The organism is Oerskovia turbata (genome assembly GCF_000718325.1).
GTDB classification, from domain to species: Bacteria; Actinomycetota; Actinomycetes; order Actinomycetales; family Cellulomonadaceae; genus Oerskovia; species Oerskovia turbata.
In genome coordinates, this window is record NZ_JOFV01000004.1 from 55,449 (window position 1) to 70,636 (window position 15,188).

A 15,188-nucleotide genomic window follows, 5' to 3' on the forward strand; every position below is an offset into this window, starting at 1 on the left:
CTACTTCAGGAAGTCGGGGACGTCGAGGTCCTCGACCTTGCGCCGGACGGGCTCCTCGTCGTACAGGCGGGGAACCTCGACCTGGGCGGACCGCTCGGCCGCCGGCTGCTCGGCGTTCACGTTCTCCTCGGTCGGGACGACGCTGAACGTCGGGATCGGCGCGTAGCCGGCCGAGACCGTGGCCGCGCCTCCCCCGAAGGTCACGGGGACGTCGTCGGGCTCGGAGGCGATCGGGACCACCGGACGCGGGAGCGTGTGGCTGCCCGTGACCGTCGGCACGGCCGCGGGCGCCGGTGCCGGTGCGGGCGGGGCCGCGGGCGCGCCGGTGACCTGACCCAGCCCTCGGGCGTCCTTGCGGATCTGGGGCGTGCCGCCGTCGAACCCGGCCGCGATGACCGTCACGCGGACCTCGTCGCCGAGGGCGTCGTCGATCACGGCTCCGAAGATGATGTTCGCCTCGGTGTGCGCCGCCTCGTGGACCAGTCGCGCGGCCTCGTTGATCTCGAAGAGCCCGAGGTCGGACCCGCCCTGGATCGAGAGCAGCACGCCGTGCGCGCCGTCGATGCTGGCCTCGAGCAGCGGCGAGGAGATCGCGAGCTCGGCCGCCTGGACGGCCCGGTCCTCACCCCGTGCGGAACCGATGCCCATGAGGGCGCTGCCGGCACCCTGCATGACGGACTTCACGTCGGCGAAGTCGAGGTTGATCAGGCCCGGGGTCGTGATGAGGTCCGTGATGCCCTGGACGCCCGAGAGCAGGACCTGGTCGGCCGAGTGGAACGCGTCGAGCGCCGAGACGTTGCGGTCCGACATCGACAGGAGCCGGTCGTTCGGGATGACGATGAGGGTGTCGACCTCGTTGCGCAGCGCCTCGATCCCCTGGTCCGCCTGGACGGACCGACGGCGTCCCTCGAACGTGAAGGGTCGCGTGACGACACCGACGGTCAGGGCGCCGAGCGAACGGGCGATGCGCGCGACGACAGGGGCGCCACCGGTCCCGGTGCCGCCACCCTCACCCGCCGTGACGAAGACCATGTCGGCGCCCCGCAGGACGTCCTCGATCTCCTCGGCGTGGTCCTCGGCCGCCTTCTTGCCCACCTCCGGGTCGGCCCCCGCTCCGAGGCCGCGCGTGAGCTCGCGCCCGACGTCGAGCTTGACGTCCGCGTCGGACATCAGCAGCGCCTGGGCGTCAGTGTTGATGGCGATGAACTCGACGCCCTTGAGGCCGACCTCGATCATCCGGTTGACGGCGTTCACGCCACCACCGCCGATGCCGACCACCTTGATCACTGCTAGGTAGTTCTGCGGAGTTGCCACGTCAATGCCTCTCGATCCTGTAGCCCTCAACCTTCACCCTCAACTAGAGGGTTATAGTTATGTCAGGTTGTGCTGTGTCGACGGTAGGTGCCCGTCCCTGCCGTATCAACGACCCGCCCGCGCGTGTCGGCGAAAACCTGCGCGATGGTCCATGTCACACCACCCCGCACGGTCGCACCGACCCGCTCACCGGCTGATCGGCATCGTGGGGGCCGACACGTCGAAGAGCGTGACCCCCTGGTTCTCCGGCAACGCCCGCAGCGCCTGGAGCACGCGGACCTTGAGCGCCGCGTCCTCCTCGTTGCCCCACTCGACGACCGCGCCGTCGCGCAGCCTCATCGTGACCGCGTCCTGCGTCGGCGCCGTGACCTCGGCGACCTCGGCCCTCAGCTCGGGAGGGAGCGCGTTGAGCACGATACGCGCCGCACGCAACGAGCGCGCTCCCTGCTCGTCGAGCGTCACCCCGATCTCCGGCAGGCCCTCCGGCACCGCGTCCACCGTACCGACCTGGACCCCGTCACGGTCCAGCAGTGCGAAGGCGCCCTCGTGAGGGACAGCCGCCACCGGCTCCCTCGACTCCAGGGTCACGCTCAGCCCGTCGGGCCACACCCGCAGGATCCGCACGTCGCGCACGCCGTTGAGGTCGAGGATCGCGTCCCGCAGGCCGATCGTGTCCACCCGGGGCAACGGGACCTCCGACACCCCCGCCACGACCTGCTGGACCTGGGCGACGTCGATCACCGTCCCCTCCCCCGAGATCTCGACCTTGGCCGGGTCCGTGCCGAGCAGGGGCGAGAAGAGCACGACCCACACCCCTGCCGTGACCGCGAGCACCGCCCCGGCCCAGCCCAGGACCCGGTTCCTGCGCCGGTGCCGACGCATCGCGGCCTTCTCGGCCAGACGGTCCGCCATCCCCGTCGAGACCACCCGGTCGACCCGTCGCCCGTGCCCACCGGTCGCCTCTCTGACGAACGGCACAGGGCCAGACGCCGGACGCGCCCTGCCCGCGGCCCGCCCCGCGGGCTCGGTCCGTGCGAGCTCGCTGCCGCGGAGCACGAGCGGCTGCGTCGCGACGTCGTCGCCCCACCCCTGCGCCTCGGGCGCCTCCGCGGGCCGTGCGGGTCCGTCCGGACCGGGACCGCCCCGGGGAGACCGTGCCGGCTGCGCCTGCTGCGGCTGCGCAGGACGAGAGGCCGGGCGAGGCGCGGCGGGCCGGGGACGGGACGGAGGCCGCATCAGTCTCCGCCCTCCCCCGCGGGCGCGACGGGCTCCCGCCCCGAGAGCGCGTCGAGGACCACCGCACCGAGCTCGGTCACGTCCCCCGCCCCCACCGTGAGCAGCAGGTCACCGGGACGCGCCGAGTCGGCGATCGCACGCGCCGCCTCGAACCGGTCCTCGACCCCCCGGGCCACCCCACCGGCCATGAGCTCCGTGATGGTCCACGAGCCCGTGGTCGGGTCGGGGTCCTCCCGTGCCGCGTACACGCCCGTGACCACGACCTCGTCGGCCAGCGACAGCGCGTCGGCGAACTCCCGCGCGAACGTGCGAGTGCGGGAGAACAGGTGCGGCTGGAACAGCACGAGCACCCGACCTCCGGCCGCCACGGGCCGCGCCGCGGCCAGGAGCGCCGCGACCTCGGTCGGGTGGTGAGCGTAGTCGTCGACCACCCGCACGCCTCCGGCCTCGCCCCGCGCCTCGAAGCGCCGACCCGTCCCCAGGAACTCGCCGACACCCGCCACAGCCTGCTCGGCGCTCACGCCCAGCAGGATCGCTGTCGCGACCGCCGCGGCCGCGTTGAGCGCGTTGTGCGCGCCGGGCACCTGCAGGCGCAGGTCGAGGCTCGGGCTCACGTCCTCGGCCGGCGCACCGGCGAGTGTCCCGGCGCCCCCGCCCTCTGCGCCAGCGGCGACGGTGAGCCGCGCGGCCACCCCCGCGGCGCCGTCGGGCCGGACGTCCGAGAGCCGCACGTCGCTGCCCGACGACGTGCCGTACGTGACGACCCGGCCGCCCGCCCCGCGGTGCACGTCGGCCAGGGCGCGCGCACCCGGGTCGTCCGCGCACGCGACGAGGAACCCGCCCGGCGCGATGCGCTGCGCGAAGTCGACGAACGCCTGCTCGAACGCCTCGCGCGAACCGTAGTGGTCCAGGTGGTCGGGCTCGACGTTCAGCACGACCGCGATCGTCGGGGAGTAGTTGAGGAACGAGCCGTCCGACTCGTCCGCCTCCGCGACCACGACGTCGCCCGACCCCAGGTGCCCGCCGGGCACAGCGCCGTCGCTCGTGATGACCGAGCCCCCGATCGCGAACGACGGGTCGAGCCCCGCCGACCGCAAGGTCGTCGCGACCATCGCCGACGTCGTGGTCTTGCCGTGCGCACCCGCGACCGCCACGGAGCGCCCCAGCGCCATGAGCGCGGCGAGTGCCTGGGAACGGTGCAGCACCCGCAGACCCGCAGTGTGCGCCGCGACCAGCTCGGGGTTGTCGGGGCGCACCGCGCTCGACAGCACGAGCGTGTCGGCCCCGACGACGTTGCCCGCCTCGTGCCCCACGTGGACGGTCACCCCGTCCGCGCGCAGCGCCTCGACCACGGCACTGTCCCTCGCGTCCGAGCCCTGGACCCGCACACCCCGCGCGACGAGCAGACGCGCCACGACCGACATGCCCGCACCGCCGATACCGACGAGGTGGACGGACCCCAGGTCGCCGAGCGTCAGGGGCGCCTCCGCGGGCACGCCGCCGTCCGGGCCCGTCATCGGGAGCCCCCCGCTGCCTTCACGACCAGGTCGGCGACCCGTGCCGTCGCGTCCTGGACCCCGGCGCGCGAGGCGAGCGAGGCCATCGTGCGCAGCCGGTCGCCGTCGGTGACCAGCGCCGGGACGTTCACCGCGACCCACGGCGCCGTGAACGCCTCGTCCTCGACGAGGACGCCGCCCCCGGCCCGCACGAGCGGACCGGCGTTGAGCCGCTGCTCGCCGTTCCCGACGGGCAGCGGCACGTAGACCGCAGGGATGCCCAGGGCGGCGAGCTCGCTGACGGTCCCCGCCCCCGAGCGGCAGACCACGAGGTCCGCGACCGCGTACGCGAGATGCATCTCCGCGAGGTACTCGCGCACGTCGTAGCCCCCCAGTCCCGCCACCGCGGCACGCACCGCGTCCGCCTTGCCCCGACCCGTCAGGTGCAGGACCTGCGCCCCCGTCGCGAGGATCTCGCGCGCCGCACCCGACACCGCCTCGTTGAGACTCTGCGCGCCGAGCGAACCGCCCGTGACGACCACGGTGGGGCGCGCCGGGTCCAGGCCCAGCGCCGCCGCGGCGTTCGCCCGGACCGTCGGGGCGTCGACCCCACGGTCACGGATCAGGTCGGCGATCTCCCAGCGCAGCGGGAGCCCCGTGACGACGCCGCCCTTGAGCGGGGTCCCCTCGAACGTGAGCGCGACCGACATCGCCCAGCGGGCCCCCGCACGGTTCGCGAGGCCCGGACGCGCGTTCTGCTCGTGGATCACGATCGGCACGCCGCGGCGGTGCGCCGCGATGTACGCCGGGGTCGAGACGTAGCCGCCGAAGCCCACCACGACCTCGGCGCGCGTCTCGTCGATCACGGCCCCCGCGGCCTCGACCGCGGCCTTGAGCCGGCCAGGCAGCGCGACCCACTCGCCGCTGGGACGGCGCGGCATCGGCACCTTGGGCACGAAGCGCAGCGGATACCCGCGCGCCGGCACCAGGTCCGCCTCGAGCCCGCTCTCCGTGCCGAGCACGGTCAGGACCGCCTCCGGGTTGCGTGCGCGCAGCTCGTCCGCGACCGCGAGCAGCGGGTTGACGTGCCCCGCCGTCCCGCCGCCTGCGAGCACCACCGAGCCGACTGAAGAGCTCACCACGTACCTGTCACCTGTCCTTGCTGTCGCTGCTGATGTCCGTCCCGGGAAGGCCCGGAGTCCTGAGAGTAGCCGTGCGCGTCGGCCCAGGGCCCCGGCGCCCGGGCTCCGCGCCCGCGCCGGGCCGCGGTCATCGCTTCTGGGGGCGTCGGTGCGGAAGGGCGCGACGCCCGGCGTGCCCGACGACGGCGAGCGACCTGCGCACGACGCTCCCCCGCGCGCTGAGCGCCTCGCGCGCCCCCGGCTCGTCGCGCGCGAACGAGATGACGACGCCGAGCGCGGCCATGGTCGTGATGAGCGCCGAGCCGCCCGACGAGACCAGCGGCAGCGGGACACCGATCACGGGCACGATGCCGATCACGACCCCGATGTTGATGAACGCCTGCCCGACGATCCAGCACGCGATGCCCGCGGTCGTGATCTTCACGAACGGGTCCGGGTGCCGGCGGATCACACGGCTCATCGCGAGCCCGAGCACCGCGAAGAGCGCGAGGACGAGGAGCGTGCCGAGCAGGCCCAGCTCCTCGCCGATCACGCCGAAGATGAAGTCGTTGTGCGCCTCGGGGAGATAGCTCCACTTCTCGCGGCTCGCCCCCAGGCCCACACCGCCGAACCCGCCGGTCCCGAGAGCCCACAGCCCGTGGACCGACTGGTAGCACCCCGTGCCCACGTTCGCGTCGGTCGTGTCGCAGACGCCCGCGTAGGTCGCGAGGAAGCGGCTCATGCGGTTGGAGCTCTCCTGCATGGCGACGAACCCGACACCGACCACCACCGCGGCGACACCTCCCGCCGTCGCCAGAAGCCTCCAGTCGACGCCGGCGACGAAGAACGCGCCCGCGACGAGCACCAGGATCACGAGCATGGTGCCCAGGTCGTGGCCCGCCAGGACGAGCCCCATGACCAGGAGCGCGCCGGGCACCGCCGGGACGATCGCGTGCTTCCACGAGCCGAGCAGCCGCTGCTTGCGGCCCAGCACCACCCCGAGCCACACCGCGAGCGCGAGCTTGGCCGGCTCCGAGGGCTGGACCATGAACGACCCGAGGTTCAACCAGTTCAGGTTGCCGTTCACCTCGTACCCGAGGGGACTGAAGATCAGCGCCTGGAGGAGCACGCTCACCCCGAGGAGCGGCCACGCGGCGTGCCGGTAGAAGCTCGTGGGCAGCCTCGTCGCGACGAGCAGCACCGGCAGGCCCATGAGGGCGAACCGGGCCTGGGTGAAGAACGCCTCGTACGGCGAACGACCCGCGGCGATCTCCGTGATCGCCGAGCTCGACAGCACCATGACCAGGCCGATGATCGCGAGCAGGGTCGTCGCCCCGACCAGCAGGTAGTAGCTCGTCACCGCGCTGTCCCACTGACCGAGCCAGGCGCGCTCCTGGACGGTCGACCTCCGGGTCGCCCGCGACCGCCTCGTGGTGGTGCCCGTCGGCTTCCCGGTGCTGGCGGCCCGGGGCATCCGGGGAGCGGCGGAGCCTGTCTGCGTGCGGTTCCGCCCGGTCCCGGCGGCCTCGCTCCCCGTCGCACGGACCGGGTTCGAAGGTGCCGGCTTCCCGGTCTGGCGAGCGGTCGCCGGTCGGGCGTCGCCCGAGGCCTTCGGCGTGGAGCGGCCCGCGGCCGAGCGGGACGCAGGCCCGCGCCCACTCGTCGTCTGGGCCACTGGGCTACCCCTCCAGCTCGGACTCGGAACCTGTCAGGTCGTGGACGGCGCGCACGAACGCGTCGCCGCGGGCCGCGTAGGACGCGAACTGGTCCATCGACGCGCACGCGGGCGCGAGCAGGACCGCGTCCCCGGGGACGGCGAGTCCACGGGCGCTGGACACCGCGCGCTGCATCACCGTCCCAGTGTCACCGGGATCGACGCGGACCACGGGGACATCGGGTGCGTGTCGGGCCAGTGCACCCGCCAGCGGCTCGGGATCGGCCCCGATCAGCACGACCGCGCGCAGCCTCGACAGGCGGGCGCGCACCAGCTCGTCGAACGTCGCCCCCTTGGCCAGGCCGCCCGCGACCCAGACCACGGACCCGGGGGCGAACGCACCGAGCGCCGCGGCCGCGGCGTGCGCGTTCGTCGCCTTCGAGTCGTCGACGTACGCGACGCCGTCGACCGTCGCCACGTGCGCGATCCGGTGGGCACCCGGGCTGAACGCGCGCAGGCCGTCCCGGACGGCACGCGCGTCGACCCCGTGCGCCCGGGCGAGCGCTGCGGCGGCGAGAGCGTTGGCGACGACGTGGACGGGCACCACGCCGTCGGCGCCGGCGAGGTGCGCCAGGTCCGCGAACGTCGCGAGCTCCTGCGCGCTGCGGTGCCGCGCCGGGTCGTCGGGAGCCGTATGGAACGCGCGGTCCACCAGGACGTCCTCGATCACGCCGAGCTGTGCCCGCGCGGGTGCCCCGACGGTGAACCCGATCGCCCGGGCCCCCTCCTCGACGTCGGCCTCCCGGACGAGGTGCTCGGTCCGGGGGTCCGCCACGTTGTACACGCAGGCCACCTGGGCGCGCTCGTAGATGCGGCCCTTGTCGCCCGCGTAGGCATCGAGCGAGCCGTGCCAGTCGAGGTGGTCGGGCGCGACGTTGAGCACGGCCGCGGCCTGGGCCGACATGCTGTGCGTGAAGTGGAGCTGGAAGCTCGAGAGCTCGACCGCGAGCACGTCGAGGTCGGGGTCGAGCGCGGCGGTCACGACGGGCGTCCCGACGTTGCCGACCGCTGCGGCGCGCAGCCCCGCGGCGGACAGGATCGAGGTGAGCATCTCGACCGTCGTCGTCTTGCCGTTGGTCCCCGTGACCGCGAGCCACGGCGCGTACGACCCGTCGGCGCGCGGGGTGCGCAGCCGCCACGCGAGCTCGACCTCGCTCCAGACGGGCACACGGGCGTCCCGGGCGGCGACCAGCAGGTCCGACGACGGCGCCCACCCGGGCGACGCGACCACCAGGTCGATCGTCGACAGGTCGACCTGCGCGGCGTCCTGCACGTCGGCGTCGGGCGCAGCGCGGTCCACCGTGACGACCGAGGCCGCACGGGGCGTCAGTGCGGCGACGGCGGCGCGTCCCGAGACGCCGAGCCCGGCGACCAGGACGCGAGCCCGCTCCCACGGGACCCGCAGCGCACGGGCGGTGTCGGACACTAGCTGACCACCCACTCGGCGTAGAAGATCCCGAGCCCCAGGCCTGCGAACAGCCCGGCGATCAGCCAGAACCGGATGACGATCGTCACCTCTCCCCAGCCGGACAGCTCGAAGTGGTGGTGCAGGGGCGCCATCTTGAAGACACGCTTGCCCGTCATCTTGAAGTACCCGATCTGGATGACGTCGGAGAGCACGATGATGACGAACAGGCCACCGATGATGACCGCGAGCACCTCGGTGCGGGACAGGATCGTCAGGCCCGCCAGGGCGCCGCCGAGAGCGAGCGACCCCGTGTCCCCCATGAAGATCTTCGCGGGGCTCGCGTTCCACCACAGGAAGCCCACGCAGGCGCCCATGATCGCGGCCGCGACGATCGCCAGGTCCTGCGGGTCGCGGACCTCGTAGCAGCGCGGACCGGCCGCGTCGAGGATCTGACAGCTCTGGTTGAGCTGCCAGATGCTCACGAGGATGTAGCTGCCGAACACGATCACGGACACGCCCGTGGCCAGGCCGTCGAGCCCGTCCGTCAGGTTCACCGCGTTCGACCACGCCGTGATGAGGAAGTTGGCCCACAGGACGAACAGGATCAGGCCGACCGTGGCTCCTGCGAACGCGAGGTCGAGGTTCGTGTCGCGCAGGAACGAGATGTGCGTCGAGGCCGGGGTCCGGAAGTTCTCGTTGGGGAACTGGAGCGCCAGGACCGCGAACGTGATGCCCACGACCCCCTGGCCGACGATCTTGGCCCGCGGCGACAGGCCCAGGCTGCGCTGCTTGCGGATCTTCGTGAAGTCGTCGAAGAAGCCGACCAGTCCCAGTCCTGTCATGAGGAACAGCACGAGGAGCGAGGACACGCTCGGCGTCCTCGGCGTGTCCGAGACGATCGACGACACGACGTAGGACATCGCCCAGCCGATCAGGGCCGCCCCGATGATGACGACCCCGCCCATGGTGGGCGTGCCGCGCTTGGTGAAGTGCGCCGTCGGGCCGTCCTGGCGGACGAACTGACCGTAGTTGCGGTGGATCAGGAACCTGATGAACAGCGGGGTGCCCAGGAGGGCCACGAGCAGCGAGACGCACGCGGAGACGAGGATCGCGATCATGCGCGCACCTCACCCGCGAGCTCGTCGCCCAGTCGCCACAGTCCCGAGCCGTTCGAGGACTTCACCAGGACCACGTCGCCCGGCAGGAGCTCGTCGCGCAGCAGCGCGGACGCCGCCTCGACGTCAGGCACGAACCGAGTCTCATCGCCCCAGGACCCCTCTTGGGTGGCGCCGTCGTGGATGCCGCCGGCACCGTCACCGACCACGACGAGCAGCTTGATGTTCAATCGGACCACGAGACGGCCGATCTCGTCGTGAGCGGCGCGCGAGTCGGGCCCGAGTTCTCGCATCTCGCCCAGGACCGCGACCGACCGACGCTCGCGCCCCGCCATGACCGCCAGGGCCTTGAGGGCAGCGCGCATCGAGTCGGGGTTCGCGTTGTACGAGTCGTCGATCACCGTGATGCCGTCCGCGCGCTGCGTCACGGCCATGCGGTGCGGGCTGATCGCGGCCGCCTCGGCCAAGCCCGCGGCCACGACGCGCGGCTCGAGACCGAGCCGGACCGCCGCCGCGGCGGCCGCGAGCGCGTTGGCGACGTGGTGCTCGCCCACGAGCCGGAGCTGGACCGGGAACGTCTCCTCGGCGCCGCGCACGCGCAGGTCGAACGACGCGCACCCGGCACGGTCCATCCCGATGTTCTCGGCACGCACGTCGGCCGCAGGGATGGTCCCGAACGTCACGACGGGACCGGGCGCGACGTCCGCCATCGCGACGACGCGCAGGTCGTCCGCGTTGAGCACCGCCGTCCCCCCCGGGGCGAGGCCCGTGACGATCTCGGCCTTGGCCGTCGCCACGGCCTCGATCCCGCCGAACTCGCCCAGGTGGGCGCTGCCCACCGCCAGGACCACGGACACGTCCGGGGGCGCGATCCGCGTCAGGTAGGTCAGGTGACCCAGACCGCTCGCACCCATCTCCAGGACCAGGTACCGGGTCGAGGCGTCGGCCTCGAGCACCGTCAGCGGCAGACCGATCTCGTTGTTGAACGAGCCCCTCGGCACGACCGTGCGACCGTGGGGCGTCAGGAGCTGGCCCAGCAGGTCCTTCGTGGTCGTCTTGCCCACCGACCCGGTGATCCCGACGACCTGGAGGTCGCCCGCGGCACGCAGGCGCCGCAGGACCTCGCGCGCCAGGGCACCGAGCGCAGCCTGCACGTCCTCGACCACGACCGCGGGCGCGTCCACGTCCCGGGCGGCCAGGACCAGCGCCGCCCCCTGGTCGACCGCGACCGGCACGAAGTCGTGCCCGTCGACGTGCTCACCGCCGAGCGCCACGAAGAGCGCACCCTTGCGTACCAGGCGGGAGTCGACGACGACCGAGCCGGTCACCCTCACGTCCGGGTCGGCGGCCAGCCGCCCACCGGTCGCTGCGGCGACCTCCGCCGCAGTCAGCTCGATCATTCTCCGTGCTCCTTCGTCGTCTCGTGGCGCGCGGCCAGTGCGGCACGCGCCTCCACCCTGTCGTCCAGGGCGTGGTCCACCCCGGCGATCTCCTGCCAGACCTCGTGGCCCCGGCCCGCGACCAGGATCGTGTCCTGGGGGGCGGCCTCCCGGATCGTGTCACGGATCGCGGTGGCTCGCGGCGCGACCTCGACCACGGTGTGCGCGCGAGGCGCAGCCCCGTGCCCGACGGCGTCACGCACCCCCGCGTCCCGGCCCTCCTCCGCGGCCTGCTGCGCCGCCCTCGCCCCGGCGAGCACCTCGGCGCGGATCGCGGCCGGGTCCTCGCCGTGCGGGTCGTCGTCCGTGACCACGACCACGTCGGCGCCCTCGACCGCGACGGCCCCCATGCTGGGGCGCTTGCCCTTGTCCCGGTCGCCGGTCGCACCGAAGACCACGACGAGACGTCCCGCCGTCGTCGGGCGCAGGGCGGCCAGGGCGAGCGAGAGAGCGTCCGTGTTGTGCGCGAAGTCGACCACGACGCGCGGCGCGGTGCCCACGACCTCCATGCGCCCGGGGACCTGGGCGCTCACGCCACCCGCCGCCTCGAGCGCCGCGGCGACGTCGCGGGGGTCCGCGCCCGCCTCGAGGACCATGGCCAGCGCGAGCGCCGCGTTGGCCACGTTGAACCCGCCGGGCAGCGAGGTCGAGGTCCGCAGCTCGCGGCCGTCGCGGTGGCGCAGCACGAACGTGCTGCCCGTGCCTGCGGCCGCGTCGACGGTGCGCACGTCGGACACCGTCCAGTCCGCGTCGACCACCGCACCGTCGGGGCCGTCGGTGCTCCCGGAACTGCCTGCCCCGGCGGCGACCGCGAGCGTCGAGACGGGGATCGTCGCGACCTCGGCCAGGCGCCGGCCCCACGCGTCGTCGACCACGACCACGCCGCGACGGGCGTGCTGCGGGGTGAAGAGCGCGGCCTTGGCCTCGAAGTACTCCTGAAGGTCACCGTGGAAGTCGAGGTGGTCCTGGCTCAGGTTCGTGAACCCCGCCACGTCGAACACGACGCCGTCCACGCGGTGCAGCGACAGAGCGTGCGAGGAGACCTCCATCGCGAGGGTCCCGACCCCGTCCTCGCGCATCGTGGCGAGCAGGGCCTGCAGGTCGGCTGCCTCGGGCGTCGTCAGGCGGCTCGGAAGGACGCGGTCGCCCGAGCGCATCTCGACCGTGCCGATCAGGCCGCCCTTCCAGCCGAGGGTACGCAGGACGTGGTCCAGCAGGTAGGTCGTGGTCGTCTTGCCGTTGGTGCCCGTCACGGCGAACGTCGTCAGCCGCGTCGCGGGCTCCCCGTACACCCAGGCCGCGACCCGCCCCAGGACGGCGCGCGGGTCCTCGGTCACGAGGACGGGCACGCGCTCCTCCCCTGCGTCGGCGAGCATCCGCGCGCCCTGCGGGTCCGTCAGGACGACCCGTGCGCCACGAGAGATCGCGTCGCTCGCGAACCTCGCACCGTGCGTGCCCGCACCGGGCAGGGCGACGAACAGGTCGCCGTCGGCGACGACCCGGTTGTCCGAGGCCACGGACCAGATCTCGGCAGTGCCGAGGGCGTCCAGCCCCTGGTCCGTCGCCGTCCCCCCGGCGGCGGCGGCAAGGCCGAAGGTGGTCGCGAGCTCCCGGGCCGTGCGGTGCACGGACGTGGCGGGACGAAGGCGGTCGATCGGGGATGTCACGAGTAGAACCTACCGTGCGTCGGAGTCTCGCCCGGTCGGCCAGGACGCCCGGACCGGGTACTTCACGGGACCTTCACGCGCGCCCGGCATCCTCGGCGCGCGCCGGGGGCTCCCGTGTGGGAACCCCCACAGGGCGGTCCCTCGCGACCCGACGACGGACCACGACGAGTGGTGCGCGGCCAGCGGCTCACCACCGCTCACCACCGCTCACCACTCGGTCGCGTAGGGCTCCTCGACCTTCGAGCTCGGCGGGACGTTCATGTGCTGGAGCGTGAAGCCCATCACGTCCTTGAACACCGGGGCCGCGACCAGCCCACCGTAGATCGTCGTGCGCGGGTTCTTGAGGAAGACCGCGACCGTGTACTGCGGGTCGTCCGCGGGGGCGACGCCGATGAACGACGCCATGATCTCCGTGAGCCGACCGTTCGCACCGACCTCCTCCGCCGTGCCCGTCTTGCCCGCGACCCGGTAGCCGTCGATCGCCGCCGCAGCACCCGAGCCGTCCTGGACCACGGCCTCCATCATGTGCAGGACCTGGTTCGCGGTCGACTCCGAGACCACCTGGGTCGACTCCCGGGCCGGGGCCGGGGTGAAGACCCCGTCCGGACCGGTCGTGCCCTTGAGGAGGGTCGGGGACACACGCGTGCCGCCGTTCGCGATCGTCGAGAAGACGCTCGTGGCCTGGACCGCGTTGACCGCCAGTCCCTGACCGAACAGGACCGCGTACTCGGTGCGCGGGTCCCACGACTCGGCCGGTGCGAGCAGGCCCGCGGACTCGCCCGGGAGACCGAGACCGGTCTTCGACCCGAACCCGAACCCCCGCAGATAGTCCTCGCGGACCTGCTTCGACAGGTCCTGGCCGACCATCACGGTGCCCGTGTTCGACGACTGGGCGAGGATCCCCGCGAGCGTCAGCTTCTCCACGCCGTGCGGGTGGGAGTCCCTGAAGGTCTCACCGTTCGCCGTCGTGTAGGTGTAGCCGACCTCGTACTGGCTGGCAGGGGTCGCCAGCCCCTCCTCGATCACGGCCGCCATCGTGACGACCTTGCCCGTCGACCCCGGGGCGAAGACGTCCTTGACGGCACGGCTGCCGTCCGCGACCCGTGAGCTGGACCGATCGTTCGGGTCGATCGCCCCCGAGTCCGCCAGGGCGAGGATCTCCTGGGTCCGGACGTCCTGGACGACCGCGATCCCGTAGTCGGCCCCTGTCTCGGCGACCGCCTTGTCGATCGAGTCCTGCGCCTTCCACCCGATGTCGCGGACGAGCGTCAGGGCCACCGACTGCCCGGGCACGGCCTCGACGCGCTCCCGGGTGCTGCCCGGGATGCGCACGCCACCCGCACCGCCCGCCCGCTGGAAGCTCTCGGTGCCCGGGGTGCCCGTGAGGAGGTCGTCGTAGGTCGCCTCGACCCCACCGAGCCCCACGACCTGCTCGCTCGTACCGTCCTCCGACGGCTTCGCCCCGACGTAGCCGACGATGTTCCCCGCGGTCGTGCCCGCCGGGTAGGTCCGCTCCGTGGTGAGCTTCGTGCTGATGTAAGCAGAGACGCCGAGCGCGACGATCTGGCGCTGCACCTCCGGGACCACGTCCTTCTTGAGGATCACGTTGCGGTTGATCCGACCGTTCGTCCCGCTGAGCTGGGCCGCGAGCTCCGGGGCGGGCCGGTCGAGGATGGGGGCGAGCAGCCTGGCGAGAGCCACGGCACCTTCGCCCTCGACCTTCTTCCCGTCGATCGTGTGCCGCGCCGAGGGCTTGAAGTCCGGGATCGTCTTCTGGTCCGCCGAGACCGTGTACCGGTCGATCGACGTGGCGAGCACGACGCCGTCGGCGTCCGTGATGTCCCCCCGGTGCGCCATCGTCACGTACGACTGCGTGCGCTGGTTCTCCGCGGCCTGGGCGAGGCTCGGACCGATCACGACCTGGACGTACACCAGCCGGACCGTGAACACCAGCAGGACCGCTAGGGCGATACCCATGATCCAGCGCTGGCGGTGCTCCGGACGGCCCGGTGCCGGCACGGCTGCGACGGCGGGGCGACCGAGCCCCGTACCGCGTCCCGTGCCGCTGCGCCCCACGGCCGATCCCTGCGCGCCGGCCGCCCCGCGCGCGGGCGACGCCTTGCGCGCCGCCTGCCCGGGGACCTCGCCCGACGACGAGGGTCGCGTGGCGCTGCCTCGGCCCGTCGCCGCACCCGACGAACGCGCGGTACCGCTCGTGCGGGACGGACCGACCCGGCGCGGCTGACCGCCACGACCCTGCCGGTCCGCCCCACGGGTCACGGGGTGCTCCCTGCCTCCGGCGCTCCCACGATCGCGCCGTCGGACAGGCGCAGCATCGTCGGCGCGTCGGACTCGACCATGCCGAGCGCGGTGGCGCGGGCATGGAGCGAGGTCGCGGCGGCCTGCAGCTGCGAGTGCAGCGACTGCGTGTCCTGCTCGAGCACGCCCGCCCTGGTCCGCAGGTCCGAGATCTGGTAGGACCCCTTGGCCATGGTCGTGTTGAGCAGCAGCGCACCCAGGAGCGCAGCCCCCAGGATCGACATGCACAGGACCAGGAAGGGGACCCGGGACCGCACCTGCAGCGGGGCGCGCACGGCTTCGAGCCGAGGACGGTGGGACCGTCCCGCGGCACCCCCCGGCAGGGCGGTGAGCGACGGCCTGCGGGCAGGGGCCGGGCT

General features: G+C 73.3%; 11 protein-coding genes. All 11 read right to left on the reverse strand.

Annotated elements, in window-relative coordinates; all coding sequences use genetic code 11:
• The 11 genes from ftsZ to ftsL all read right to left on the reverse strand — a co-directional run bounded on the left by ftsZ (position 1) and on the right by ftsL (position 15,104).
• Positions 1-1,314 carry a cell division protein FtsZ gene (ftsZ, locus tag IE95_RS0104815; RefSeq protein WP_030150502.1) on the reverse strand — a complete coding sequence of 438 codons (1,314 nt, stop codon included), beginning with the start codon at positions 1,312-1,314 and terminating at the stop codon, positions 1-3.
• A 186-nt stretch (positions 1,315-1,500) separates the two neighbouring features.
• On the reverse strand, positions 1,501-2,292 hold the full coding sequence (locus IE95_RS0104820; RefSeq protein ID WP_240666232.1) for a cell division protein FtsQ/DivIB: 792 nt from the start codon (positions 2,290-2,292) through the stop codon (positions 1,501-1,503).
• 257 nt (positions 2,293-2,549) lie between these two features.
• Positions 2,550-4,067, reverse strand: a complete 1,518-nt coding sequence (murC, locus tag IE95_RS0104825; RefSeq protein ID WP_051702746.1) for a UDP-N-acetylmuramate--L-alanine ligase — start codon at positions 4,065-4,067, stop codon at positions 2,550-2,552.
• Positions 4,064-5,188 (reverse strand): undecaprenyldiphospho-muramoylpentapeptide beta-N-acetylglucosaminyltransferase, encoded by a 1,125-nt coding sequence (murG, locus tag IE95_RS0104830; protein ID WP_030150505.1) that lies wholly within the window; start codon positions 5,186-5,188, stop codon positions 4,064-4,066. Before murG ends, murC begins: the two co-directional genes overlap by 4 nt.
• Positions 5,189-5,315: 127 nt before the next feature.
• Positions 5,316-6,527 (reverse strand): FtsW/RodA/SpoVE family cell cycle protein, encoded by a 1,212-nt coding sequence (locus IE95_RS0104835; protein ID WP_240666231.1) that lies wholly within the window; start codon positions 6,525-6,527, stop codon positions 5,316-5,318.
• A 319-nt stretch (positions 6,528-6,846) separates the two neighbouring features.
• Positions 6,847-8,307 carry a UDP-N-acetylmuramoyl-L-alanine--D-glutamate ligase gene (gene murD, locus IE95_RS0104840; RefSeq protein WP_051702747.1) on the reverse strand — a complete coding sequence of 487 codons (1,461 nt, stop codon included), beginning with the start codon at positions 8,305-8,307 and terminating at the stop codon, positions 6,847-6,849.
• Positions 8,307-9,407: a phospho-N-acetylmuramoyl-pentapeptide-transferase gene (gene mraY / locus IE95_RS0104845; RefSeq protein ID WP_030150508.1), complete on the reverse strand. Its 1,101-nt coding sequence runs from the start codon at positions 9,405-9,407 to the stop codon at positions 8,307-8,309. Before mraY ends, murD begins: the two co-directional genes overlap by 1 nt.
• Positions 9,404-10,804 (reverse strand): UDP-N-acetylmuramoyl-tripeptide--D-alanyl-D-alanine ligase, encoded by a 1,401-nt coding sequence (locus tag IE95_RS0104850; RefSeq protein WP_030150509.1) that lies wholly within the window; start codon positions 10,802-10,804, stop codon positions 9,404-9,406. Before IE95_RS0104850 ends, mraY begins: the two co-directional genes overlap by 4 nt.
• On the reverse strand, positions 10,801-12,510 hold the full coding sequence (locus IE95_RS0104855) for a UDP-N-acetylmuramoyl-L-alanyl-D-glutamate--2,6-diaminopimelate ligase (protein ID WP_030150510.1): 1,710 nt from the start codon (positions 12,508-12,510) through the stop codon (positions 10,801-10,803). Before IE95_RS0104855 ends, IE95_RS0104850 begins: the two co-directional genes overlap by 4 nt.
• Positions 12,511-12,717: 207 nt before the next feature.
• The gene (locus IE95_RS0104860) at positions 12,718-14,790 is read right to left on the reverse strand and encodes a peptidoglycan D,D-transpeptidase FtsI family protein (protein ID WP_051702748.1); all 2,073 of its coding nucleotides are present in this window, start codon (positions 14,788-14,790) and stop codon (positions 12,718-12,720) included.
• Positions 14,787-15,104, reverse strand: coding sequence for a cell division protein FtsL (ftsL, locus tag IE95_RS0104865; RefSeq protein ID WP_240666230.1), 318 nt, complete (start codon positions 15,102-15,104; stop codon positions 14,787-14,789). The genes IE95_RS0104860 and ftsL overlap by 4 nt, the downstream gene beginning before the upstream one ends.
• Between the last annotated feature and the right edge of the window lie 84 nt (positions 15,105-15,188).